Source organism: Shewanella sp. Sh95 (genome assembly GCF_001308045.1).
Taxonomy (GTDB): Bacteria; Pseudomonadota; Gammaproteobacteria; order Enterobacterales; family Shewanellaceae; genus Shewanella; species Shewanella xiamenensis.
The window spans coordinates 1-25,495 of record NZ_LGYY01000109.1 but is presented as its reverse complement, the minus strand read 5'-3'; the positions used below and the strand labels follow the sequence as shown (position 1 = coordinate 25,495).

At 43.4% G+C, this 25,495-nt stretch carries 27 protein-coding genes, 1 tRNA gene and 1 pseudogene; 17 read left to right on the top strand and 12 right to left on the bottom strand.

Annotation, left to right across the window (positions count from 1 at the left end; genetic code table 11):
* Window positions 1–5: 5 nt before the first annotated feature.
* The 9 genes from flgH to AEA42_RS08045 all read right to left on the bottom strand — a co-directional run bounded on the left by flgH (window position 6) and on the right by AEA42_RS08045 (window position 7,471).
* Window positions 6–680, bottom strand: a complete 675-nt coding sequence (flgH, locus tag AEA42_RS08085; RefSeq protein ID WP_011716401.1) for a flagellar basal body L-ring protein FlgH — start codon at window positions 678–680, stop codon at window positions 6–8.
* Between the two features lie 12 nt (window positions 681–692).
* The gene (gene flgG / locus AEA42_RS08080) at window positions 693–1,481 is read right to left on the bottom strand and encodes a flagellar basal-body rod protein FlgG (RefSeq protein ID WP_055647449.1); all 789 of its coding nucleotides are present in this window, start codon (window positions 1,479–1,481) and stop codon (window positions 693–695) included.
* 10 nt (window positions 1,482–1,491) lie between these two features.
* Window positions 1,492–2,235, bottom strand: coding sequence for a flagellar basal-body rod protein FlgF (flgF, locus tag AEA42_RS08075; protein ID WP_011716399.1), 744 nt, complete (start codon window positions 2,233–2,235; stop codon window positions 1,492–1,494).
* Window positions 2,236–2,406: 171 nt separating this feature from the next.
* The gene (flgE, locus tag AEA42_RS08070) at window positions 2,407–3,768 is read right to left on the bottom strand and encodes a flagellar hook protein FlgE (RefSeq protein WP_047539503.1); all 1,362 of its coding nucleotides are present in this window, start codon (window positions 3,766–3,768) and stop codon (window positions 2,407–2,409) included.
* 69 nt (window positions 3,769–3,837) lie between these two features.
* Entirely contained in the window at window positions 3,838–4,617 is a 780-nt protein-coding gene (flgD, locus tag AEA42_RS08065) for a flagellar hook assembly protein FlgD (protein WP_037420602.1), read from the bottom strand.
* A 24-nt stretch (window positions 4,618–4,641) separates the two neighbouring features.
* Entirely contained in the window at window positions 4,642–5,058 is a 417-nt protein-coding gene (gene flgC / locus AEA42_RS08060; RefSeq protein ID WP_011716396.1) for a flagellar basal body rod protein FlgC, read from the bottom strand.
* 2 nt (window positions 5,059–5,060) lie between these two features.
* Complete coding sequence (flgB, locus tag AEA42_RS08055) at window positions 5,061–5,465, bottom strand: flagellar basal body rod protein FlgB (protein WP_037424822.1); 405 nt, start codon at window positions 5,463–5,465, stop codon at window positions 5,061–5,063.
* Window positions 5,466–5,608: 143 nt separating this feature from the next.
* Window positions 5,609–6,448: a protein-glutamate O-methyltransferase CheR gene (locus tag AEA42_RS08050; protein WP_055647448.1), complete on the bottom strand. Its 840-nt coding sequence runs from the start codon at window positions 6,446–6,448 to the stop codon at window positions 5,609–5,611.
* Between the two features lie 102 nt (window positions 6,449–6,550).
* Entirely contained in the window at window positions 6,551–7,471 is a 921-nt protein-coding gene (locus tag AEA42_RS08045; RefSeq protein ID WP_037420608.1) for a chemotaxis protein CheV, read from the bottom strand.
* A gap of 212 nt (window positions 7,472–7,683) precedes the next feature.
* On the opposite strand from AEA42_RS08045, the gene flgA reads away from it, so the two are divergent.
* The 3 genes from flgA to AEA42_RS08030 all read left to right on the top strand — a co-directional run bounded on the left by flgA (window position 7,684) and on the right by AEA42_RS08030 (window position 9,220).
* Window positions 7,684–8,391 carry a flagellar basal body P-ring formation chaperone FlgA gene (flgA, locus tag AEA42_RS08040; protein WP_037420610.1) on the top strand — a complete coding sequence of 236 codons (708 nt, stop codon included), beginning with the start codon at window positions 7,684–7,686 and terminating at the stop codon, window positions 8,389–8,391.
* A 74-nt stretch (window positions 8,392–8,465) separates the two neighbouring features.
* Window positions 8,466–8,792 carry a flagellar biosynthesis anti-sigma factor FlgM gene (gene flgM / locus AEA42_RS08035; protein ID WP_037420613.1) on the top strand — a complete coding sequence of 109 codons (327 nt, stop codon included), beginning with the start codon at window positions 8,466–8,468 and terminating at the stop codon, window positions 8,790–8,792.
* Window positions 8,793–8,794: 2 nt separating this feature from the next.
* Window positions 8,795–9,220 carry a flagellar protein FlgN gene (locus AEA42_RS08030; protein WP_055647447.1) on the top strand — a complete coding sequence of 142 codons (426 nt, stop codon included), beginning with the start codon at window positions 8,795–8,797 and terminating at the stop codon, window positions 9,218–9,220.
* Window positions 9,221–9,342: 122 nt separating this feature from the next.
* Here the strand turns inward: AEA42_RS08030 and AEA42_RS08025 are convergent, their stop codons facing one another.
* Together AEA42_RS08025 and AEA42_RS08020 are read right to left on the bottom strand one after the other, a co-directional pair.
* Window positions 9,343–9,792: an LPP20 family lipoprotein gene (locus AEA42_RS08025; protein WP_037420620.1), complete on the bottom strand. Its 450-nt coding sequence runs from the start codon at window positions 9,790–9,792 to the stop codon at window positions 9,343–9,345.
* Window positions 9,789–10,421 (bottom strand): FlgO family outer membrane protein, encoded by a 633-nt coding sequence (locus tag AEA42_RS08020; RefSeq protein ID WP_037420623.1) that lies wholly within the window; start codon window positions 10,419–10,421, stop codon window positions 9,789–9,791. Before AEA42_RS08020 ends, AEA42_RS08025 begins: the two co-directional genes overlap by 4 nt.
* A gap of 278 nt (window positions 10,422–10,699) precedes the next feature.
* Here AEA42_RS08020 and AEA42_RS08015 point away from each other — a divergent pair, with 278 nt between their 5' ends.
* From AEA42_RS08015 to AEA42_RS07950, 14 genes are all read left to right on the top strand, one after another.
* Window positions 10,700–11,875: a flagellar assembly protein FlgT gene (locus tag AEA42_RS08015; protein WP_055647505.1), complete on the top strand. Its 1,176-nt coding sequence runs from the start codon at window positions 10,700–10,702 to the stop codon at window positions 11,873–11,875.
* 55 nt (window positions 11,876–11,930) lie between these two features.
* Window positions 11,931–12,006: transfer RNA gene (locus tag AEA42_RS08010), tRNA-Arg, on the top strand.
* 47 nt (window positions 12,007–12,053) lie between these two features.
* Complete coding sequence (locus AEA42_RS08005) at window positions 12,054–13,379, top strand: 6-hydroxymethylpterin diphosphokinase MptE-like protein (protein ID WP_055647446.1); 1,326 nt, start codon at window positions 12,054–12,056, stop codon at window positions 13,377–13,379.
* Window positions 13,379–13,660: a hypothetical protein gene (locus AEA42_RS08000; RefSeq protein WP_055647445.1), complete on the top strand. Its 282-nt coding sequence runs from the start codon at window positions 13,379–13,381 to the stop codon at window positions 13,658–13,660. Before AEA42_RS08005 ends, AEA42_RS08000 begins: the two co-directional genes overlap by 1 nt.
* A gap of 64 nt (window positions 13,661–13,724) precedes the next feature.
* Window positions 13,725–14,597, top strand: coding sequence for an N-acetylneuraminate synthase family protein (locus AEA42_RS07995; protein ID WP_055647444.1), 873 nt, complete (start codon window positions 13,725–13,727; stop codon window positions 14,595–14,597).
* The gene (locus tag AEA42_RS07990; protein WP_055647443.1) at window positions 14,597–16,342 is read left to right on the top strand and encodes a thiamine pyrophosphate-binding protein; all 1,746 of its coding nucleotides are present in this window, start codon (window positions 14,597–14,599) and stop codon (window positions 16,340–16,342) included. Before AEA42_RS07995 ends, AEA42_RS07990 begins: the two co-directional genes overlap by 1 nt.
* The gene (locus tag AEA42_RS07985) at window positions 16,335–17,069 is read left to right on the top strand and encodes an SDR family oxidoreductase (protein ID WP_055647442.1); all 735 of its coding nucleotides are present in this window, start codon (window positions 16,335–16,337) and stop codon (window positions 17,067–17,069) included. The genes AEA42_RS07990 and AEA42_RS07985 overlap by 8 nt, the downstream gene beginning before the upstream one ends.
* Window positions 17,070–17,087: 18 nt before the next feature.
* A complete protein-coding gene (locus AEA42_RS07980; protein WP_055647441.1) occupies window positions 17,088–17,624 on the top strand; it encodes a methyltransferase domain-containing protein in 537 nt (178 codons plus the stop codon).
* 245 nt (window positions 17,625–17,869) lie between these two features.
* Window positions 17,870–18,781 (top strand): class I SAM-dependent methyltransferase, encoded by a 912-nt coding sequence (locus AEA42_RS07975; protein WP_055647440.1) that lies wholly within the window; start codon window positions 17,870–17,872, stop codon window positions 18,779–18,781.
* Window positions 18,762–20,012 carry an ATP-grasp domain-containing protein gene (locus AEA42_RS07970; protein ID WP_055647439.1) on the top strand — a complete coding sequence of 417 codons (1,251 nt, stop codon included), beginning with the start codon at window positions 18,762–18,764 and terminating at the stop codon, window positions 20,010–20,012. The genes AEA42_RS07975 and AEA42_RS07970 overlap by 20 nt, the downstream gene beginning before the upstream one ends.
* A 9-nt stretch (window positions 20,013–20,021) precedes the next feature.
* The gene (locus AEA42_RS07965; protein ID WP_055647438.1) at window positions 20,022–21,956 is read left to right on the top strand and encodes a glycoside hydrolase; all 1,935 of its coding nucleotides are present in this window, start codon (window positions 20,022–20,024) and stop codon (window positions 21,954–21,956) included.
* On the top strand, window positions 21,953–23,680 hold the full coding sequence (locus AEA42_RS07960; RefSeq protein ID WP_055647437.1) for an NTP transferase domain-containing protein: 1,728 nt from the start codon (window positions 21,953–21,955) through the stop codon (window positions 23,678–23,680). Before AEA42_RS07965 ends, AEA42_RS07960 begins: the two co-directional genes overlap by 4 nt.
* The gene (locus tag AEA42_RS07955; RefSeq protein WP_055647436.1) at window positions 23,670–24,779 is read left to right on the top strand and encodes a hypothetical protein; all 1,110 of its coding nucleotides are present in this window, start codon (window positions 23,670–23,672) and stop codon (window positions 24,777–24,779) included. Before AEA42_RS07960 ends, AEA42_RS07955 begins: the two co-directional genes overlap by 11 nt.
* Before the next feature lie 2 nt (window positions 24,780–24,781).
* Window positions 24,782–25,372, top strand: coding sequence for a class I SAM-dependent methyltransferase (locus AEA42_RS07950; protein WP_055647435.1), 591 nt, complete (start codon window positions 24,782–24,784; stop codon window positions 25,370–25,372).
* A 54-nt stretch (window positions 25,373–25,426) separates the two neighbouring features.
* Here AEA42_RS07950 and AEA42_RS22215 read toward each other — a convergent pair.
* Window positions 25,427–25,495 (bottom strand): annotated as a pseudogene (locus tag AEA42_RS22215) (IS200/IS605 family transposase); the annotation flags it as partial.

Sequence of the window (25,495 nt, the reverse complement as noted above, 5' to 3'; positions counted from 1 at the left end):
ACTCCTTAGAAGGGCCACCAATCGCTCATAAAGAACTGGCTTAACCAGCCCACTTTTTGCGCTTCGGCGAAAGTACCAGTACCGCTATATTGAATACGCGCATTGGCCATACGGGTTGAATCAATGGTGTTATCTGGCTTGATATCCTGCGAGCGTACAATACCGGTCACGCGAATAAACTCATCACCATTGTTGATTGAAATCCACTTTTCACCGCGCACAACTAAGTTACCGTTATTGAGCACTTGCATAATATTGGCGGAGATACTGCCATCTAAGCTATTGCTTTGATCTGCATCGGATTCACGCTTAGTATTCATGCTGTCTTTGTAGCGTAAATCGAGGGGAATACCGCCTAAAGACACATTGCTCCCACCGGCATAAATGGGATCGAGTGTCATATCAGAACCTTTTTTGATCTGATTACCGGCACTCTTTTTCGCCTGAGTCGCTTCTTTCAACACGATAGTGATAATGTCACCGACTTTATGGGCACGAATATCCGAGTAAAGACTCGCCGCTTGGCTATCTTGGTAAATCGACCCCGTTGCAGCAATTTTAGTCGGTGGTGCTTCGGGATAAACTGGGGCATAGAAGGGATCATCCGCAATCGGCTTCTTTGGAGTTGAACTACATGCCGCCAGCAAGAGCGTACTAGCCAATAGTAGATATCTAGCCATAATCATGTGCCTCTATAGATTCTGATTCACATAAGCCAGCATCTGATCGATCGCCGAAATCACTTTGGAGTTCATCTCGTAGATCCGCTGACTTTCAATGAGGTTAACTAGCTCTTCGGTCACGTTCACGTTAGAGGTTTCTAACGCACCTTGACGAATCGCTCCCATACCATCAAGTGATGCAGTGCCTTGAATAGGCGTACCACTCGCACCAGTTTCGGTGTATAGGTTTTGTCCCATAGGATCTAAACCCGACGGGTTAATAAAGTCGGTCATACTGAGCTGCCCAACGACCTGGTTTTCCGCCGCACCTGGTGTTTTTACCGAAACTTCCCCTTCAGCAGAGACCGTAATACTGGTTGCATCCTCAGGAATAGTGATCGCAGGTTGCAACACATAACCCGAACCCGGCGTGACAATTTGCCCTGTATCATCTAAGGTAAATTGACCATTACGGGTATAAGCCGTAGTCCCATCGGGGAGCTGCACTTCGAAAAATCCAGGACCTTCAATCATCAAATCGAGCGAGTTATCCGTGGTCAGCATATTGCCTTGGGTAAACATTTTTTGGGTGGCTACCACCTTGGTACCCGCACCAATGTTCAAACCGTTTGGCAACTTAGTGTTAGAGGCGCTGATCCCACCCGCTTGGTTAACAGTTTGATAAAGTAAGTCTTCAAATACCGCGCGGCTTTTTTTATAGCCCACAGTACTGGCGTTAGCGACGTTGTTTGAAATCACCGCAATATCGGTTTGCTGTGCGTCTAAGCCAGTTTTACTAATCCATAACGCTGGATGCATAATTTATCTCCTAACTAATCCGCATTAATGAGGATGAAGCGCGGTCATTTTCTTCCGCGGTTTTCATCATCTTCACTTGCAATTCAAATTGTCGCTGTAGGTCGATTAAGGACACCATCTCATCTACGGGGTTGACGTTACTGCCCTCTACAGCACCACTTTCTACAAATACACTGGGATCGGCAGGCGCCGGATCACCGGATACCAAACGGAACAACCCATCCTCGCCGCGCATCATTTGTGCATTGCCAGGGTTTACTAACTTTAATCTTCCTACCTCTTCGACGACTTCTGTCGTCGCACCTTGAGGACGAACAGAGATAATCCCATCCTGTGAAATAGTGACCTTTTCAATTGGCAGCGGTAACACAATCGGTCCGGCATCACCCATCACGGGATTACCGCGGTCGTTATGCAATAAACCTGTTGAGTCAAAACTGAGACTGCCAGAACGGGTATAAGCTTCACTACCATCCTGTGCTTGCACGGCAAACCAACCGTCACCTTTAATGGCAACGTCAAGATCGCGTCCAGTAGATTTAATCGGGCCCGAACGAAAATTGGCGGAGGGGGTTTCAACCATGGCAAAGACCCTTGTCGGCAATCCTTCACCAAAGGCTTGCATCGATCTGGCTTGCGCCATATCCGACTTAAATCCATCGGTATTTGCGTTGGCTAAGTTGTTGGCACGCAACGCCAACTCATTCATATTTTGCTTAGCGCCGCTCATGGAGATATAAAGGAATTTGTCCACAGACTGCTCCGTCAAAGTTTCAACCTGACAATAGCAAAGCAAGCATCATGCCAATAAAATAAGCAGCTAGTTAACTGATAAATTAGGAGATTTTAATAAACGAATGAATGCACAACAGAAAGAGGCTAAGTGTTGCCGCTTGCGGCAACACTTAGCAGAGGCAAGATTAACTTAACGAATTTGCAGAACAGTTTGTTGCAGAGTGTTATTCACTTCCAGCGTACGTGAGTTGGCTTGGAAGTTACGTTGTGCCGAAATCAAATCCACCAGCTCAGTCGTCAAGTCAATGTTAGATTGCTCTAACGCTGAAGAACTGAGACTACCAAACGTACCACTGTTAGGCTCACCAGCCAGCGCAGGACCTGACGATAAACTGGCTTTCCACGAGGTATTACCCACTTGTGTCAAACCTTGCTCGTTTGCAAAGCGAACTAAAGCAACGCGGGCTAATGGCACTGTTGAACCATTGGAATAACTGGCAGTGATCAAACCATCTTCACCAATTTCGACATTGGTTAAACGCCCTACTGTGGTACCGTCCTGTGACAATTCAGTGGCGGCAAAAGGAGCTGAATATTGGGTTGGTGCATTAAATTTAATAGTCACGGCTTGAGTGCCATCAGCACCAGGGCCTAACACACCAGCGCCGCCAACCCCTAGCGCTTCGGTGGCAACGACTGCCGGATCACTCCCAGTATACACACCGACAGAATTAAACTTCAGAACCGATCCCTTCCAGCCGCCAGCCGTTTGAGCTGTGCCAGAGGCATCGGGAGTGCCATCACCATTGGTGTCAGTCTGATATGTACCAGCAGGGCCAGAAATATCAACTTGTTTACCATCAATGGCATAGTATGCAACCCAGTTGTTTTCACCATTATATGAGCCATTATTTGGCTTGACGAAATAGGTCGTCATGATATGTGGCTCACCCAGAGAGTCATAAATCGTCATGGATGTCACACTGTTATAGGTTTTGGAGTCTAAGGGATCAAAAGCAGCAGGATCGAGTGAACCTTCTTTTGCATTTAAATTCATCTGCAAAGTCACGTTTTCAGTTTGAACAGGGCTACCTGCAGTATCAGGAATTTGTACTGGCTTAGCTGTCGTTAAACTGACAGAGGTAGAGTTACCATCTTTATCTACTGGAAAGGTCTGCAAAAAATTCCCTGCTGAGTCAACCATATAATTATTTTTGTCGACTTTGAAAGCACCTGCCCGAGTAAACTGATGATCCAAGGTACCTATCTCGGACGCAGTTACAAAAAAGCCACCGCCTTTAATCGCTAAATCTAACGAGTTATTCGTCAGTTGCAAACTACCTTGGTGGAATTGCTGCGCCACTTGGCTCGTAGCCACACCGCCACCCACAGCGGTTTTTGAGTTTGAGAAAATTGAATTAGCGTAAACATCCGCAAATTCAGCACGCGACTCTTTAAAGCCAATGGTGTTAGCATTCGCGATATTGTTCGCAGTAGTATTCAAATCTTTCTGCGCAGCAGAAATGCCACTCAATGCAATGTTAAACGACATAATTCACCTCTACATTTGCTCAATTCAATGATGGACAAGTGTGATGTCCATTTACAATCTTGATAACGATTAAACTTCACTAATCGCAAGTACATCCGACAGTTTAAAGGCCATTCCACCCTTGAGATTTAAAATGGCGCCAGTCGCTGCAGTACCTAAAGAAACACTGGTCACATGCGCATAGGTCGATACAGCTAACGCTTGTGATTTATCATTCACCAAACCCGATGCTTTAATCGAGTAATTACCTGCAGCAACGGGTTCTCCTTTATCATTCAAACCATCCCACTTGACATCAGTGTTACCACCCTTACTACCATCAACAGTAAATGTTCTAACGACTTGCCCTTTATCATCTTCGATTCGAACATTAATGACGGGAATTTTCTCTGAAGTACTGATCACACCATTTAAGCCTGGGCTTTCTGCAGAGATATAACCCGTATCTGTCGGTAACAGCACTTTTCGCCCAACTAATCCCGATGCTTGCAAAGCTTGGCTTGATGTCATCACACTGTTTAAATTAACGATTTGATCATTTAACTTAGAAATGCCATCGACTGTAGAAAAAGATGCCATTTGTGCAATCATCTGGTCGTTATCAACGGGCTTGAAGGGATCCTGCATCGATAACTGCTGGCTGAGTAATGAGAAAAAATCCTCTTGAGTGAGCTGCTGACTCTTAGCCTCTGGAACAGCAGAACTATTCGGCAAACGTAATCCATCCAAAAATGGGTTACCTGTCGAGCTAGTCGAGGTTTTCGTGGTATTGGTTGATACCGTATTCGATTGAGTGTTTGTTTGAGTCAGCTGCGATGAGGTTTGACTCAGTTGGTTAATGAGGCTCACAACGTACCTCCTAAATAACGCATATTATTTACCCATCCCAAGTGTTTGTTGCAGCATAGATTTTGCCGCCTCAGCCACTTGAACATTCATCTGATATGAGCGAGAAGCTGAAATCATGTCAGCCATTTCTTCCATGACATTGACATTTGGTTTGTAAATAAAGCCATCAGCATCCGCCATCGGATGATCCGGCGAATACTCTTTTAATAGGGGCTTATCACTCTCGACTATGCCTTTCACCGTGACACCTTGGGAAGCTTGTTGCTGACTTTGCGCCTTGGCCATTTCTGCTTCGAAAATAGGATGACGAGAACGGTAAGTTTTATCTACACTGCTGGAGACTGAATCTGCGTTAGCAATGTTACTCGCGGTAGTATTTAGCCGCAGAGACTGGGCTGACATGCCAGACCCCGCAACATCGAAGATATTAAATAAACTCATGATTAATCCCCTCTCAGCGCTTTTTTCATACCGCTAAATTTACTGTCTAAAAACCCCAGAGACATTTGATATTCGAGAGCATTTTGCATAAATGCTGATTGCTCTTGTTGAACGTCGACAGTATTGCCATCCCCAGTATCGGGTTGATTCGGCACTCGAAATTTAACGTACTGCCCGGTTAGCTGCGCTAGCCCAAAATGCTGCTCATCAGCGGTCATCTCTAAGCTATTACGCTGTTGTTGCTGGGTTTTAGCAACATTTAAGGCGGCAGAAAAATCGACGTCACGGGCTTTATAATGTGGCGTATCAGCATTTGCGATATTGCTTGAAATCACTTCAGCCCGCTCAGCACGGATCCCCAACGTGAATTGGTGAACACCCAGTGCCTTATCAAAATTAATCGCCATAAAATTGCCTCCATCGTGTCACTCACGGGAACAAAGCAATTCATGTGCCAATACTTTTATGGGAGGTAATAAAGTTTGTGAGGGATATAGCAGATAAAAAAATTACCGAACTATGCCGGTAATTATCAATTAAAATCAAATCCTTAAGTTTTCTTTTGGTAATAAATGCCAGGGTTACAACGAACCATATCAAATTCATCAGTAAGGCCAGCAATGGATTCGGATGCGCCTAAAAAGAGGATACCTTTGGGATTTAACGCGGCAGCAAATTGCCGCAAAATTTTTGCTTTTGCCTCAGGGGCAAAATAGATCAACACATTTCGGCAAAAAATAATGTCAAACTTACCCAACAAAGTGTAACTCTCGAGCAAGTTATGAGCTCGGAAATTGACGAGACGTTTAACGTTATCTTTTATGCGCATGTTGCCAGAAGGCAAAGCATCAAAAAACTGCCGCTTACGTTCTTCAGACAATCCACGTGCTAACGCTAAACTATCATACTCAGCATTTTTACAACGCTCCAACATAGAAGGCGAAAGATCCGTTGCTTGAATCGAGGCACCACCAGGCAGCGCCCCAGGTTTTTTTTGCTGGTACTCTAATATGGTCATAGCTAAAGAATATGGCTCTTGACCCGACGAGCAAGCTGCAGACCATATCTTTAAAGGTCTACCTAACTTACTGTATTCTGGTAATAGCGCATTATTAAGCAATTCAAATGGATAACGATCACGAAACCATAAGGTTTCATTAGTGGTCATGGCATCAATAACTTCAGCTCGTAAAGCTCGTTCCGTGGGTTTCATCGAATGCTTTACCACATCGGATAACGAAGGAAGGTTATATTTGCCCATCAATGGCGCGAGACGACTACGTACGAGGTATTGTTTATTTTCACCTAGCACGATGCCGCTATGTTGTTCTAAGAACAACCTAAATTGATTATATTCTGCTTCAGCGAGTGATTTATCAGGCACATTCACGTCCTAGATCCTATAGCAAGCACCAAAATAAGTGCACAACAATCATGTAATAAGGGCTAGATTATAGCGTAAAGCTCAACTAGGCACTAACCCACACTCTCACTACAAACTTAAATGCTTGTTCACTGCCGCAGCTAATTCGTCAGGGTTAAATTTTGCGATAAAGTCATTGGCACCAACCTTTTGTACCATGGCTTGGTTAAAGACACCGCTTAATGAGGTGTGCAGTACCACCTTGATATTTTTAAGCTTAGGATCATCACGGATCTCAGCCGTTAAGGTATAACCATCCATTTCGGGCATCTCAATATCGGAGATAATGAGTGGAATTTCATCGGCAACGTTATTCATTTCACTTGCAATGGCCTTGAGCTTATCAAGTGCCTCACGACCATCCTTTGCCGTGTCAATTTGTAAATTTAACGACTCTAACGACCGAATAATTTGCTTGCGTGCCACCGCCGAATCATCAATCACCATAATATGGTAATGCTGACTTCTATCGAGAGTAAGTTGCTCATTAACCTCTTCACTAATGGCCGTTTTGACAGGTGAGATTTCATCTAAAATCTTTTCAACATCCAAGATTTCAACCAACTCACCTTCAATCTCGGTAACCGCGGTTAAATAGGAATAACGCCCAGCACCTTGCGGTGGCGGCATAATAGCTTCCCAGTTCATGTTGATAATACGTTCAACAGAACTAACCAAGAACCCCTGCACACTACGGTTATATTCCGAAATGATGATAAAGCAATTTTCAGTGCTCGCTAACGGACGCCCCCCCGTTGCCGCACTCAGATCGATAACAGAAATAGTTGTGCCGCGAATATGGGCAACTCCTTTGACGTAAGGATTGAGTTTAGGCAATGTCGTTAATGGCGGGCATTGCAAAACCTCTTTCACTTTAAATACGTTTATCCCAAACCGTTGACGACCATTTAACTTAAATAGCAATAGTTCTAGCCGGTTTTGACCTACGAGTTGGGTTCGTTTGTTGACTGAATCAAGAATACTCGACATAACTCTGCCTTGTTGTTCTGTTTATGTACGGCCCTAAAACTCGTTTGAGTATAGGCATATTAATTGCTTACGTCTTGTTATCGATAAACATAGTTGAAACTAAGTCAAACTTCTGACACCAAAAATCGAAGAAAGAAGAAAGAAGCATTGAACAGTTTCACGCTTGATAAAAGTATAGGTGTATTCTGGCGTTACAAGCTAGTCTCTTCATTATGAAAGTAAATTTAGTCTATTTTTTGAGTATTTTCGCACTTTTTCTATCCACGGCAGCTAAGGCTGAACCCGTGATACCTAGCGTATCGGCGATATCCGAATTAGCTAAAGCCCTTATTAATGAAAAGATTGCTGTACCTGCAAATGCGAAAGTCGACATTAATCCACAAACGGTCGATAACCGAATGCTGCCAGCACAGTGCACATCACCAATAAGGGTCGAATTAGCTTCAGAACGCGAAATTAGCCGTAATAACACCATAAAAGTCAGTTGTGATACCCCCGATCTCGCCTACCCTTGGCAGATTTTTATGTCTGTTAGAGTAGACATTCTTTTTCCTGTTGTGGTCGCAACCGAAACCTTAGCGCCAGGTGAATTAATCAGTCCTTCACAGGTCGAGATCCGCTATGTTGACCAAAATAGTTTGCGTGGTATGCAATTTAGCGATACTAATCAGCTTACAGGCGTTAGAGTTAAACGCCGAGTCGCGAAAAATTATCCTATTTTTGCGAACAACCTTTGCTTTGTCTGTAAAAATGACACAGTGTCGATTTATGTGCGTTCAAATAACTTCGTACTAAAAACTGTGGGAGAGGCGCTGCAAGATGGTAATATCGGCGACCAAATTCGAATCAAAAATAGCAGTTCTAACAAAGAGCTAGATGCCATAATTACGGCGATTGGCGAAGTAGAAGTTAGAATGTAAAATAAGCTAAAGCTTTTCGATAAGCTGCCGATACCCCAGTTAAGAAATCCGTATACATGACGCTGGAGCCTAAAATGGCAATTGATATTAGCAAATTTAACGCCGGAGCGGCCGCACAAGTCCGTTCAAACAGCACTAAACAAAGCAGCGAAAGCGAGAAAACCTCTCAGGTAGCGGCTAAATCAACTCAACTAAAAGGTGACTCTGTTGTCATTACGGCTCAAGCTCAACAGTTACAAGGAGCTCAAACCAAAATGGCCAGTCTACCTGAAGTCGACCAAAAGAAGGTGGCCGAAATAAAACAAGCCATTGCCGAAGGTCGTTATAAAATTGATCCCGAAAAGTTGGCTGCGAATATTGCCAGCTTCGAAGCAGAATTAAATGAGCTTAATAAAGAGTAACTATGACAGAAATAGCTAAACTGGTAGATCAACAACACGCCCATTTGGCTGTTCTTAAACAAATTATTCTTAAGGAAAAAGGCGCTTTGGTTGACCAAAACGCCGATTTCCTTTTGTCGCTTGCTGAGCAAAAATCAACATGTCTACAAGCCCTTAAAGCAAATGATGACTTGCTGGCTAGTCACAGCGATAAAGCCTTACTCACGGAGCAAGTTGAGCTATCCGATAAAATGGCAGTGATTAAAGAGGCTCTCGCGGAATGCAAAGATCTCAACGCGCAAAATGCTAGTTTGATCGAGATGAATCTTGCAAGCCTAAACCGCTTTGCACAAGCCTTGCAGGCGAGCCGAAATGCCACCACGCTGACGTATAACGATAAAGGTAAAACCTCGACAATCTCAAGCTTAGGCAATGATCTAAAAGCGTAAGGTGTTATAAGTACAAACGGATTTCAAACAAAAACCGCGCTTAGTAAGCGCGGTTTTTGTTTATCGATTATCTGTACCCAAACCATCTCATGCTTGTCTTCTGGTTGATAGGAGATGACACCTTAAAAGTAAGTGACTTCTTTAATTCTCTGTGGCCGACTCTGCTGTTGATAGATTTGCCATACCTTAGAAAAATCAAGTTCTAACTCAGTAACATAATGCTCACCTGCGGGATAACTTTTAACTACTCTTGCGCCGCGGATCACCCCAGTGACTGAAGCTTTAACATTATCATCGGTTAGCATCCAATCACTGACACTGCTGTTAGCGGTGATCTTTTGACCATATACTTGTTCAGCTAGCTCACGGTAAGCCACAATTTTGGATGCTTGCATCGCCATCAACATTCTTTGAGATTGCTCTTTCGCTGGTTGAGTCGCTAACGGGGCATAACCAATGGCCGTTAGTTTAGGGAAGCTAGATGGAGGAACATCTTCCCACTGTACATACTTGTCTCTAGAGGCACAACTTGTCAGTAGAAGCGCCGCAATCACCAACAGGTAGCGTTTCATTTTCCATCTCCTAATACACGCACTTCATTCATACCGGGAGCCGACTGACGATATAAAATCCCATCGTGGGAGATCACTTGCTCAGAGGGCTGCATATAATTGCTTAATTCTTTTTGTGTAACAAAGGTCTGTGAAGCTGACACCACTCGGTTGTTACTTAAGGTAACGATTCGAGTATTAATGGCTAAGCCATTGGTCGTCGGGCTCATCGTGGATACCACAATATGGTCAACAGGCAAATTAGTAGACAATTTTTGCCAGTCACGCGTCAAAATAAAATCGCCCTCACCAGTAACACGCAGTCCATCAGCGAGATTTAACTCCACCACATTAAATTGAAAACTGTGCAACGATGCCATGAGTCCCTGCTGCAATTGCAGCGCAACCGCATTCGTACTCGTCATGTCGCCAACTAATACTGGTGTAGTTACAACAATAGGTTGATCAGGACGCAATGCATCATTTTGCTTGACTAGCTCAGTCACAATACGCTGCGCTAAATGATTAATCACCGCTGTCGGCGGCAAACCATTGCCATCAACTAGGCTAGGTTTTGGCGGCACAACGGGTTTAGTCGCACACCCAATCAGCGCCAAAAGAGCCAGGGGAATGAACGCACGCTTTAGCATGGGAATAACCTCATTATCGATATCAATGCGCCTCAAAGCGAGCCGCAATCTTTAGTCAAAAAGATTGCAAATATTAGACCAAGTCAAAATACAATCCTTGATTCACTCACCTGATTATCGACAACGATGCCAATAACTTTACCCTCTACACCTATTCAGCAACTTCAGATAGTTTGGGTATATTTCATAAATCAGGCACGGAACTTGCTTTTACAGCCAATAAAACCGCCATTAAACTGACTCAACTGATTGGCACAATTGACCTGAAGGGCTTATTAATGAACATACTCAGAAAGCACTTGCTCATCATTAGCAGCCTACTGCTAGCAGCACTTCAAGCCAATCACGCGCAAGCAGAATGGGTCGAAGCAAGTGGTGAAGCAATCATCACCAATGGCAACATCGCCCAAGCGCGGGAAGAAGCCATCAATCAAGCGGTTAGCTATGCCACCCTCAGCACCGGGATCCAAATATCCAGTGAACAACAAACCACCAACGGCAATCTCACACAAGACAGCTTCGCCATTAATCGTAACGCTCAAGCGATTAGTATTCAGTTAGTGAGTGAACGCATTCAAGGGAATAAAATTTATGTGTCGCTCAGGCTCGATCTGAATGATGACCCAACACAACAATGCCCAACGGGCCAATTAAAAGCCGCGATCCTTATTCCCCAAGCCCAAATAAAAGATCGAGCACAATTACGCTACGGCCAATTATCAGGATTTGAAGAAGTCATCTCCGAAAGACTCGGTAATAGTATTGATTGCTACTCATCAACTGGATACAGCCATATCCATGCCAAAGAAAGGCTCGATATCGCACAAGAACTGGTCGATATCCGCGGCTATAGACTTCCGAGTTGGCTGAGTGAAATTACCGATAGCCAATACATTTTACTACCGCAAATTATTGATATTTCAACCGAGCCAGTACAAGCCACCTTTATGGGATGGTGGGATGAAGCGCCACAAAGGCAGTTCCAATTAAAGCTTAGCCTTTATCACGGCATTAGCGGTGAAGAAGTATGGAACAAAACCTACAGCACATCGGCTCGGTGGGAATTTGAGGAACAAGCCATTGTTGCCCCCAATAGTAATAGATTTTGGCGTTCATCCTACGGCAAAAATATCAGCCAACTGCTGCAAGAAGCGACTCGCGATATTGATAACACGCTCAACTGTAGACCACTACTTGGGCAAGTTGTCAGTCGTCAAGGAGATCGGATTATTCTCAACCTAGGCCGAAAACATGGCATTCGAGTTGGCGATAAGTTCCAAGTGGTGTTACAACGCAATTTACCGGATAGACTCAATGAAATGCGTGCCATTGCTACCAAAAGCCGAGCAACAGTGCAAATTGAACAAGTGAGTGAAGAAAGCGCAACAGCGGTACTCGTTGACCAAAATGCGGTTTACAATGTACAGATAAACGACATCGCGCTTAAGATTTAAGCAACTAAATCATAAGCCTTTTAATCAAAGATAAAACCAGTATAATCACCAGCGTCTCTTCATAGCTCAACAGGATAGAGCAGCCGCCTCCTAAGCGGCCGATCGGGGTTCGAGTCCCTGTGGAGAGACCAGATAGTGATGTCGGTAATATCAACACGAAAGCTTCCGAGGAAACGGAATGACTGAACTATTTGCCACTAATCTGAGTATTATTGCTAAACGCTGGCCAATTGTGGCTGCTGCGATAAAAAGCCAATCAATTGACCATCTTGATGCACACTTAGTCCAAGGCCAAAACCAAACTATCAGTGTTAATGGCATTCAGCTCAGCAGTCGCCATGACCGCATCGCTGAAGCACAGCTGTTTATTAGTACCCTTCCCTCAAATGTTCAGCAAGTCACGGTTTATGGGGTAGGAATGGGCGATGTGCCGAGTCTACTAACGGATAATCCGCAATATCAAAAAATCGAAGTTTGCATTTTAAACTTAGCCGTATTCGCATTATTGCTTTGTTACACCGATCAGCGGGAATGGCTAAGTCATTCTAATGTGCTATTAAATGCGATGCCCAGTGCAACGCTGCAATTTCCGAATGTTGCCATTACCCCAGATCTCAATCTCGTCAGTGATGACAATGCCACACTGAGGGATCTCTTGGTGATGGAGCTTAATCGTGATTTCACCAATCGACACCATCAAATCGATGATCCAGAGATCCTTAAGCGCTTTGCCGATAATCAGGTGTTTATTACTAATGATCCTGATGCTGCCCATTTAACGAAAAGCTACAATCCATATAAAGCAATCGTTATAGGCTCAGGTCCGTCTTTAGAAGAACATTATGCTTATCTTAAGGCGTTGAGTTTAAGCCCATCGAGACCCTTATTGATTGCTGCGGATACGGCTTTGCGTGGATTACTTCACCATCAGATTAAGCCTGATATAGTGGTTTGTATTGACGGTTTAATTTCCTCCTATCATTTGCCTTTATCAGAAACCCAAGAAATCAATCTTGTGTATTTTCCTCGGGTAGCCCCCGAAGTATTAGCCCATTGGCTAGGGCCAAGATTTGTGGCTTATGGCACGAGTAAAATTTACGACAGCATGGCCCAGCTGAACCCCAAGCTGAGACTGTTTACAAATGGCAGTGTGATTCACCCAGCAATTGATTTAGCCGTTAAGTTACATGCTAAAGAAATCACGCTATTAGGCTGTGACTTTTGTTACTGCAATAATAAAAGTCATGCTTTTTGGAATGATTATCCATTTGAAAGCAAGGACAAATCTGAAAAAATATGGGTTGAAGCTGTGATACAAAAGGTGAGAGAAGCAAAACATTGGTTGATTAATGGTAAAGGTCAACGGATTGCAACTGATCTAAATCTTCGCGCTTATTTACGACATTTAGAACGCTATATTGCTAAACATCCACAGGTGAAGTTTTACCAAGCCAGCTTATCGGGCGCGAAGATCCGCGGTTCGCAATATAAGGAGCTGATTTAATGTTGTCTAAACCACATAATTCGCCAAAACCTTCACCAAAACAGTCCCTTGAAGACATGCTTTGCCAAGCGGCCCACTCCTTCCGTTTAGGCAAGGAAGCTCAGGCCTCAGTGGAATTTCGTTTATGCCTCGATTCAATTGAGAAACATCACCCCGAGCTGATGCAATTACCCTCGTTTCAGCAAATGCTGGCGCCAATGTTACAAGCTCAGGAACAACACGATTGGCTTAGTCTGGCTGATTACTTAGAGTATGAGCTCATTGCCCTTGTCAGTAGCTAAACTAACATAAAGCTTCCCTGTCATTTGCCGTTAATACGTTATCAACACCATTGTGTGAGCCACTATGACTAATCATTCCCCCCTATTTATCGCCGAAGTTTCTAGTAACCATCATAGAGACTTACAGCGTTGCATAGAATTTATCAAAACAGCTGCTGACATAGGTTGCGATGCCGTTAAGTTTCAACTGTTTAAAATTGAAGAACTGTTTGCACCTGAGATTCTGTCTAAGAGTGAAATGCATCGTAAACGTAAACAATGGGAGTTGCCCGTCAGTTTTCTACCCCAACTCAAGCAATCCTGCGATGAATACGGTATTCAGTTTTCTTGTACCCCGTTTTATCTCGACGCGGTAGCAGAGCTTGAACCCTTTGTGAATTTCTACAAGATCGCATCCTATGAATTACTTTGGGACGACCTACTCGCGGCCTGCGCGAAAACAGGAAAACCAGTTGTGATTTCAGCGGGCATGGCCACGATAGAAGAAATCGATCACGCGTTAAAAACCTTGAAAGAAAATGGTGCCAGTGACATTACCTTACTGCACTGTGTTTCTGCATATCCAACCCCAGAACGTGAATGTAACTTAGCCGTTTTAGGTAGTTTTAGAAATCGTTACCAAGTTAAAGTTGGATGGTCTGATCATACTGTTTCCAGTGCTGTCATTAATCGGGCCGTACACAGATGGGAAGCCGATGTTGTCGAGTTCCATTTAGATTTAGATGAAACAGGCGATGAATACGCTGCTGGTCATTGCTGGTTACCACAACAAATTGCAACAGTAATTCAGGGAGTAAAACTTGCAACTGTCATTGATGGAAACCCAGTAAAACAATTTGTTGCCAGCGAAGCCTCAGATAGAGAATGGCGAGCCGATCCGCAAGATGGATTACGCCCAATGAAGTCTCAAAGAGAAAAGTTTGGAGTATCAGAATAATGAGTATGTCCCCAATTACAGTAGTAGCAGATGCTATTATTGAATTTTTAGCCCACCAAGGGATTAAAGCATTTCACAATTATCCCGGTGGAACCATCGCTCCTTTATTAGATGCTTGCAAACGTTTCGGAGTAACCGTTTACACTTCACGAAATGAGCAAGGTGCCGGTTATGCTGCACTAGCTCAAGGCAAACTAACCCAATTACCAGGTATAGTGGCAGTAACATCAGGCCCAGGTGTAACCAACGTATTAACGCCCGTCGCCGATGCCTATTTTGATGGTATTCCGATGTTAGTATTTACGGGCCAAGTGGGTACTGGCGACCTCACAGGCCAAAAACGAGTAAGACAATCTGGATTCCAAGAAGTTGATACCCCATCATTGATGAAACCTATCACTAAGGGACAATTCCAACCTAAAAACAGTGAAGAACTATACGCTATTCTTCCTATTGCATGGCAACTGGCTTTAGAAGGCAGAAAAGGCCCTGTTTCGATTGATTTACCAATGGACGTTCAACGCAGTGCAGCAACTGAATCCATCAAAGTTCCCGAAATGGTTGCTTATCCAGTCAATAACACTGAGCTAGGCACTTTTATAGATGAACTAATCAATGCCATTGAACATTCGCAAAAACCAGTGATTATTTGCGGCAATGGTATGACATCACCCGCATTAGTGGATGCAATCCGTACCTTAAGAAACTACTGGCCTGCGCCAGTGAGCCATAGCTTGCTAGGCGTTGGAGTTTTGGACACCGATGATTCTGGGTCTTTAGGGTTTCATGGCCATACAGGTAGCCAATTAGCAGGTAAAGCCATTGCTGAGTGTGATTTATTACTGGTATTAGGTTCCAGATTAGATGTTCGCCAAACTGGCACACTGAAAACAGCCTTTGCCTCCAATGCGAAAATTTTTAGAGTCGATTTAGATATTGGAGAATTAACTGATAGTCGTATCGCTCACCATAAGGCTGTTCAAGCTGAACTTGAGCAATTTTTTGATGCCTTACACCCCAAATTTGCTCAATTATCACCACCTAATCTATCATCATGGCATAACACCATTTCGCAGTGGAAAGCGCAATTAGCTTGGCCCTACCCAGATTATCCAGGAATTGCACCTAAACTCTTGCTAGAAAAACTAAGCAACTCTTTACCAGAGAACACTATCGTCACCACAGGTGTTGGCGCACATCAACATTGGGTTGCAAGGCACTTTAGATTTGCCCTCCCCCATCGCCAGCTTTTTACCTCGGCAGGCCATGGCACCATGGGCTATGATCTCCCGACAGCGATAGGTGCCGCAATCCACTCACCAGAGTCCACCATTTTGTGTATCGCGGGTGACGGTTCATTTCAAATGAATATCCAAGAACTGGGCGTGATCAAGGAGTTAGGCCTTAAGATCAAAATACTGGTTCTGGATAACCACAGACTAGGCTTAGTATCTCAATTCCAATTAATGAATTGGGAAACCGATACTGCTTGCGGTAACAAACAATCGCCTAATTTTGCCTTAATAGCTCAAGGTTACGGTATTCAAGCTATCCATTGTTCCGAAGAAGCTGAACTTGAACAAGCGCTCACCGCATTCATCGAAGCCAAAGGGGCTGTTTTACTCCATGTAGAGATAAATCCTCAACATGACATTTTACCTATGTTACTTGGTGGACAAGCCACTGATAAGATGTGGCCATATTTTGATGCTCAAGGTAAGCCAAGGGGCCAGAACCATGACTAAGCTCGTGCTCATAACAGGTGGGAGTCGTGGTATTGGTGCTGAATTAGCGCGTAGTTTTGCCGCCAAAAATTATCTAGTTGCAATGACCTATTGCCATAATGAAAGTGCAGCAACTGAATTAGCGGAGGAGCTAGGTTCGAATGTGTGTGCATTTTATCTAGATCAGTCTATTCCTGACAGTATAAGTACCTGCGTTAACACCATTGAACATCATTTTTCGCGTACTATTGATATTCTTATAAATAATGGAGCCATTGCGCAAGAAAAGCCTTACTTAGAAATCACAGCTAACGATTTTGAAGTTATGCTCAATACCAATTTGCGTGGACCATTTTTGCTAACTCAAGCCTGTATTCCGGCAATGCAAGCAAATACATGGGGCAAAATCATCAACATCACCTCCATCGGTGGACAATGGGGAGGATTTAACCAAGTTCATTATGCTGCAGCCAAAGCTGGGTTAATCAACCTAACCCAGTCAATTGCAAAAATTTATTCAGCTGATGGCATAAATTGTAATGCTATATCAATTGGCCTAGTTGAAACAGAAATGACACGTAATGAATTAGCATCTGAACTGGGTAAACAAAAAGTGGCAGCAATTCCGGCTAAACGACTAGGCCATACTAGCGATATAAACGCCATCGCATTATTTCTTGCTTCCGATGACAGCAATTATCTTTGCGGGCAAACGCTCAATGCTAATGGCGGCATGTACTTTAGCTAGTTGATATTGGGATAGACGATGATCAGAAACGGTTTCCTATGCCATGGGAAAGTAGACAATATGTTTAAGTATCAATGGCTACTCTCAAGCTTGCCGCAGACTGGAATAGACTACTCAGTTTATATGAAATTCAACAGCGTTTGCCAAAGCCCTACGTTAGCGCCGAGAAAGATGGAACTGTATTATCGAACCAACGCTGTGTACACCGATCCTAGTCAACAGGAGGCACCTTTAGCCTCGAAGATACGAGACGTTAACGAACAAGTGCACTTTATTAAGCGAGGCATGTCACGTTTACCACAAAACATACTCCAAATCGGTAGTTCCGATGTTTTTACGCTATCACAATTCAAAAATGCAGGTGTGTCTAAAGCGATGGGCATAGAACTAAGTGAAGCTGCAATTGCTATCGCTAGACGACCTTATGGCGTGCATGCTATCAATACCAATATCAAAACATACCAATTTGCCGACAGTTTCGAGCAAATACTAACGCATGTTTTAGAGCACTTGTACGAACCACAAAAACTATTGCAACGATGCAACCAAAGCTAATCCTCGCTTAATGAAGGATTTATATACATTAAAGTGCAGTTATTAACCGACTCGAGTCAAATAAAGTGGCAGAAATAGAGAGTGTCTGTCGCTGATACAAGTCGACTGGCAACAAGGTGATAAAGTAATTATTTTCTCCTCTGCCTCACAGGATAAAACATATCAATCTTTACAATGACTAAGAGATAAAAGCGTGATTACTTTATGTCTACACACGCCAATTAATCACTAAAGGATCTTTCTTGATGAAGAGCACCTCTACAAAACATTCAGGCACAGTAATAGATAACAAAGACGGTATCGACATCATTGAATGCACTCAATGCGGTTTTAAACATGTCACTCCACTGCCTGAACCTGAAGTACTGGAACGATTTTACAAAGAAGAATTTTATTCAGTTGAAAAACCACTCTCCATTAAACGGCAACATGAAGATGAAGCATGGCTAAATCTGCAATACTCCGACCGCTATGATACGTTTGAGAACCAACTGGCAGCTGAAAATCGCTCTTTACTCGATTTAGGTTCAGGTCCAGGGTTCTTTCTAAAGCACGGAAAAGAACGAGGATGGAATGTGCTTGGGATAGAACCGTCTATTCAAGCGAGTCAACATGCACGTTCATTGGGCGTTGATGTAATCAATGACTTTTTTAATCCAACAACTGCACCCACACTCAGACAGTTCGATGTGATCCACGCAAGCCTTGTGCTCGAACATATTCCCAACCCCATAGAGCTACTAACATTGGCTCGGAAATGTTTAAAACCTAATGGAATCATGTGTATCACGGTACCAAATGACTACAATCCCTTCCAACAAGCACTAGTTAAATCAGGAGAGTATTCACCTTGGTGGGTGGTCCCTAAACACCATCTCAATTATTTCACTCCCAAAAGCTTAGCTAATTTACTAAACAACATTGGTCTGGAGGTTTTCTTAAATGAAACGACTTTCCCAATGGACATGTTCTTACTCATGGGCGATGCCTATGTTGGTAATGACCAACTGGGACGTGCGTGTCATCAGAAAAGAATGCGCTTTGACTTACACCTTGACAAAGCAGGTTTAAATGAAACGAAGAGAGCCATGTATCGCGCATTGGCTTCATTAAATATTGGTAGGGAAATCTGCATTTATGCAAAAAATATCTGCTAGGTCTAAAGACGACCAAGGCCAGAACCTACTGGTCATTGGGGCAGGCATTGAAGCCTGTGAAGGCATAAAAATTGCGAAAGCAATGGGCCTTAAGCTCATTATTGCAGACGGCAATCCAACTGCACCAGGTTTAGCTATGGCAGATTGGACCATTATTGAAAGCACCTATGATGGAAATGCCATACTGACTAAGACTCTGGCACTAATAGCCTCCGGTGTTAGTGTTGATGGCGTTATAGCCATGTGTGCCGATGTGCCGATGAGTGTCGCCATAGTTGCAAAAGCACTCAATCTGCCGGGACTTTCGTTACAGTCTGCTCATTGGGTGGCTGATAAGCTTGCGATGAAACAACAACTCCAAAAAATGGGCATCCCTATTCCTCGTTTTTGCGCCGTGACAGATAAAGCCTCACTTCATGCATGCGCTAACGAGATTGGCTTCCCTTTGGTGATCAAACCCGTAGACAGTCGAGGTGCTCGAGGAGTGCAATTCATTGAGCAGAAGTCACAACTTGATGCAGCATGGACACTCGCCCATCATGAATCACCGACTGGCCGAGTGATGCTTGAAGAATATCTCGAAGGTCCACAATTTAGTACCGAAACTCTAGTAGACAATAGCCAATGTTATACCTTAGGTTTTGCCGACCGTAACTATGAATGGCTTGAACGTACTAAGCCATTCATCATAGAAAATGGTGGCGATGCTCCGACAGCATCAAATGAAAGTGTTCGTGCTGCAGTGATTTCATGTGTCGAGCAAGCAGCGTTAGCTTTAGGGATCGATTCCGGAGTCGCCAAAGGCGACATGGTATTTACCGATACAGGTCCTAAGGTGATTGAGATAGCGGGTCGCCTCTCGGGCGGCTACTTTTCTACTACTCAAATTCCACTTGCCTGTGGGGTAAACTTTGTCGAGAAAGCCATCAAGCTGGCGCTTGGACAAAGTCTATCGGTTGAAGAAGTCACCCCCTCAAAACAACAGGCGGTGGCCATACGTTATTTGGATCTGCCTGAAGGTAAAGTCAAGTCTATTCTCAATCATGATGTTGCTTCTATAGCACCTGGAGTTCAATTGCTCAAAATATTCATCACTCCAGGTTCCATCATAGCTCCGCTGTCAAATCATACTCAACGAAGTGGCTTTGTTATTACCACAGCAACCAGCAAACATGAGGCCATTGAGCTAGCTCAAACTGCACTCTCACTTGTCAAAGTGACGTATCAATAGGATAACAGTATGACGCCAGTAAAAATTTACGCTATTTTTCATATGAATCTGGCATTCTCATCCATAGAGCAAGAATCACATCTTGAGGTAGTACAGCGATGCTATTGGCCTTTGCTGCGCCTGATAGAAACTGGGATTCCGCTCGGATTGGAGATGACGGCCTATACGCTTGAAGCAATTCAATCTGTAGACCCCGATTGGATTAAGTGCTTCAAAACGTTATTGAATGAAAATCGTTGTGAACTTATTGCGAGTGGTGACAGCCAGATAATAGGCCCACTAGTACCTGCCGATGTTAATCGTCATAATCTTCGACTTGGGCAAGTAACCTATAACAACATTCTAGGTTACAAACCAACAATCGCTTATCTTAATGAACAAGCTGTTTCAGCAGGGCTACTGGATATTTACCTTGAAGTTGGCTTTGATGCTGTTGTTGTGGAATGGGATAATCCCTATTCGCATAATCCTAATTGGCATACTGATTTGTTGAAACGTCCCCAGTCCCTAGTTACCGCATCAGGTAACGAAATTAAGGTTATCTGGAACCATGCAATCGCCTTCCAAAAGTTTCAGCGCTATGTACATGGGGAATTATTACTCGAAGACTATCTTCAATACCTCAATAAAGTCATACAACCTGGATGCCTTGCTTTTCCGCTCTATGGCAGTGATGCGGAAGTGTTCGATTACCGCCCAGGACGTTACCACACAGAAGCTGTCCAAGCAGAGAAAGAGTGGCAACGAATTGACCTACTCTTTAACACATTAAATAGCGATGCCAGATTTTTATGGAGCCCCCCTTATGACGTAATGACATTATGGTGTCCATCTCCTGCGTTAACACTGACGAGTGCCGAGCACCCCGTCTCAGTAAAGAAACAGGCAAAATATAACATTAATCGTTGGGCATTAAGTGGGCGCAATGACTTACAACTCAACAGTCAATGTTTTGCTGACTTCCAAAAACTGAATAAAGACACTGCAACCGACCATGAATGGCGGCAGTTGTGCCGACGTTGGGCAAGCGATCTGCGAACTCATTTAACCCAAAAACGATTTGAAGCGTTGGCAGTCCAAAAGCCAATATTTAAGCCATCGACTTTAACCAGCCAAAATACACCGCAGACAAATATCATCCCTGATAATGTCCAAATTGAATTTGACGAAGCAAGACGAAAACTCAGCATACAAACACCAGAAATTCATCTAATACTCAACGCAAACAGAGGATTGTGCATAGAAAAGTTGAGTTTTATGTCACAGGGATTCACACCTATTTTAGGCACACTCTCACATGGCTACTTTGACCACATCAGCTATGGCGTTGATTTTTTTAGTAATCACTTATTGATGGAAAGATTCAGGCATAGAGACAGAGTTACGGATCTCAATAAAGTGGAGTATCAGACTTTAAATAATGCCGATGGCTTACTTATACTCTGCCATCAATCATTACGCTCTGGTGGATTAAGCAAATGGTATAGATTAAGCGGTGAAAACCTAACCTGTGGTTTCACGTTTGATAACCATACTCGTCCAGAAGCATCACTGCGGCTTGGGTATGTCACATTACTCGATTGCAGCCAAAGAAGCTGGTACCAAACTCACTTAGGTAGCGATATCTTAGAAACCTTTCAGACCAAAAATGATTTTAATCATGGTAATCCAATATCATCTATTGTTTCTGCTACCAGTGCACTTGGCGCGACGGCTGGAGAAGTGCGTTTCGGTTCAGGTCCTTCTGGCGTAAAACTTAAATGGAACCCTGCACTCTGCGCAGCCTTACCTATGATTTCTAGCCAAAAAATTAATGACAACTATCTTAATAGGCTGTGGTTTTCACTCATAGAAGCCGACGAAACGCTTAAGGAAGATGGTTACTTGCCAAGTTTTGAGTACTGTATCAGTCCGTATTCACTTCAATGTGAGACCCTTAAATGAAAACCATTGCTATAATTGGTGCTCGATTAAATTCTAGCCGTCTGCCAGGAAAGCATCTATTGCACTTAGCCGGTAAGCCTATGATTGAGCAGCTATGGCGTAGGTTAACCCGCTGCAAAGAGGTCGATGACATCATACTTGCTACCACGGCAGATGATTACAACCGTCCACTGGTGAAGTGGGCGCAAAATAAAAATGTAAGCTGTTTTACCTTCGAAGGTAATGTCAATGATCTCATGGGGCGCCTCGATGCAGTCATAAATACGTTTCAGCCTCAATATATTGTCTACATCTGCGGCGATTGCCCCCTAGTCGATCCAGATTTTATCGATCATGCGATCAAAGAATTAAAACGCCAGCCACTCAAAGACAGTATTGTTCTTGCTGAGGGGATAATGAGTATTCACGAAGGTATGGCATTTTACAGCTTCACGGGCTGGAAGAAACTGTTAGCGGCCAGTCAAAGTGATATGTCTCGTGAGCATGTTGGCTATGCTGATAAACTGACACCTATCTTAGAAAAACTCAGCATCACCGACAGTGATGATTTTTCTACTATAAAACATAGGATCTCAGTCGATACCCATGCCGACTACCTTTTCATGGAGAAGGTATACCAACGTTGGTTCCAAGAGCACACTAGCGATTCTATTGTGAACTTGAAATGGGTTCAGTCGCAGCTTCTGGCGGATCCAGAACTGCGTGCACTGAATAATCATGTACAGCAAAAACGTCCAGATACGCACTATAAAAAGGTACATATACTCTGTCATGTCGGGAAAGATATCGGTATGGGGCATCTCAAAAGAAGTGCTGTTATCGCTAACTTACTGCAAGAACATTTATCGCTAGGAGTCACTCTACGTATAGTTGGTGACAAACGCACCGACTTACCTTGGCTACAAAGCACTGCAATATGGTACAAAGATGAACAATCGGCGCTTTCCCAAATGCTGGCTGATAGCACCGCACTTTGGATAGTAGACATTCATCCGCATTACATAGATAACGTTCTTTTAAATTCAGCCCTTACCAAGGCAAAATCAGCAAACACTAAACTACTAGCCATAGACAAAACCGATGTTGATATTGCTTCTCTGGTAGATGCCATATTTGTACCAGCATTTTTTTGTCAGTCAGTCTCAGATAAAACAACCTACGGCTGGTCGCATTACCTGTTTACCCCACAGAAAATAGTGCCCAAGGAAAAGCAGGTACTTATCACCACAGGCGGCAGTGATGCATTACACTATGGAGCTTGGTTACCTGCAATAATAGAAACACAGGTCCCACCCACTTATAAAATAACTTGGATACAAGGACCTTACGCCGACGATCCTGTACTGCCAAACCAAGACAGATGGACTAATATAGTCAATCCAGAGAATTTATCCGAGCTAATGGCGAAGTCAGAAATCGTCATTTGCTGCTATGGCATTTCACTATTTGAAGCGATAGCCTCTGGGGCGTTCACACTGCTACTGCCAACCGACTATCTCTGCGGGCCACAGGAGCTTGACGCACTAGAAAAAGCAGAATGTTGTCTCATTAGCCACTCACGAGACACGATAACCCAAGATATTCGAAGGCTATTTACATCTGAAAATCAAAAACTTAAATATCGATATTTAAGTAATGCTGACCAGCACTCCCTTGAAATAGAGGGAGGGAACAAACTGTGTCAATTGGTAAGCAGTTTAATCGAGGATGTTAATGTCAAGTAGTAATGGATACATTCTCAGCGTTGGCGCTGGGCAGAATCAAGTACCTCTTATCCTAAAAATTAAAGAAATGGGCTGGAAAGTCGTATCTTGTGATGCCGACGCCCAAGCGCCAGGAAAGATGATTTCTGACCTATTTATCAATGTAAGTACCTATGACGCAGAACCTATCATTGACGCTATTATTGCAAAAGATATCGAATTAATCGCAGTGTTAACACGATCAACAGGCAAACCCGTGGTGAGCTGCGCAAAAATTGCTAAATATTTTAAACTCCCTGGACTAGATATAGGCAATAGCGAAATTTTCACCCACAAACAAAAATTATTACGCACCCTTAGGCAGTATGATATTGCCGCACCTAGAATATTCGATATTAATAGTCCTATTGATTACCCTGTCTTTATAAAGCCTGCTAATACAGTAAAGTCTCACGCGGCAATGAGTTTGTGCAATTCAAGTAAAGACTTAGCACAAGCATACTCTGACGCCACTTCTGTATCCTTGGATGGTTCGGTCAATATTGAAGAATATTTGCTTGGTCAGGATATAGTCTCAATAGACTTCGTTTCTAACAGTCAGATATTTCATCTATGTACCATAGGGGAAATATCTGACGGGCCGCCTAGCTTTGATGGAATTGGATGGTATACCGTTCCACAAAGCTTAGATGAAGTAGCAAAAAACCAGTTTTCACTTATGAAAAACGCACTATCGATTCAGCATGGCTTTTTTCAAACGGCGATGAAATTCAATCCAACTGACGAGCAATGCAAAATCTATGAAGTTCATGCAGAAATTGGTGGCGACAACGTCAATGACATCTTCATTCCAATGATGAGCAATGGCTATGATGTTTTTGAAAACAATATTCAACTTGCTCTCGGAAAATCCCCTCAATCGATAAAACAGACAGTTCCCATGCTGCTGCTATTTAAGCAAAAACTTGAACAATACAACATCAAATTGCCAGATTCGGGATACCAAGAATGTACAGAAAGAGACGGCTGCTTGATACTCTCATTCACGTATCAATGGCAACTAAATGCATTTTTATCAAATACAGCCGGAAGATCGTTCTCATTTAATACAGGAGCTTAAGAATGAGTTGGGAAACACATTATCGGGAAGTCCGCGCAAAAAATCCTTTGGTTTGGCCGGATATCAATATCATAAGACAGGTTTCTAGACTGGATCTAAAACCTGATGCACGACTTTTAGATCTAGGATGTGGCGAAGGACGTAATATCAGAGCGTTATTGGAGTTGGGGTTTAGGCAAGTATATGGTGCCGATCAGAGTGCCGCTGCACTTGAAATAGTTAAATCTCTCTATCAATTACCGCAGCAACAACTGTTATGTGGTTCGGTACCGGATGTGTTAATCCCATTCCCAACACAACACTTTGATATGGTCCTCTGCTGGGGGGTAATGCACTATTTGAAACAACCAGAGATTACTCTCCAAGCAATTAGTCATATTCTTAAATCAGGTGCTAGTCTAATTATCTCTTTCAATGCAAAGGAAGAGCGTAGGACAACTGTTGATACGGTAAAGAGCTATTACGATGAAAATGAAGTACGTCAGTTGATTGAGTGCGCAGGATTAAGCATTCAGTCAATCGGGAAAGTCACTGATGAAAACTTTACCGATGGCAGAATTGAGTCTTACTACTGGTTAACTGCACGTAAGTAAAGAATCCACCTTCTGAAGAAGGTGGCTTTGTTTTAACCCCCTAAAAGGGGGCCTTTATTCAAGAGCAAGTTGACCCTGCTCTTGCCGCTCTACTTTCTCTTGATGCCTAACGTATCTACGGAT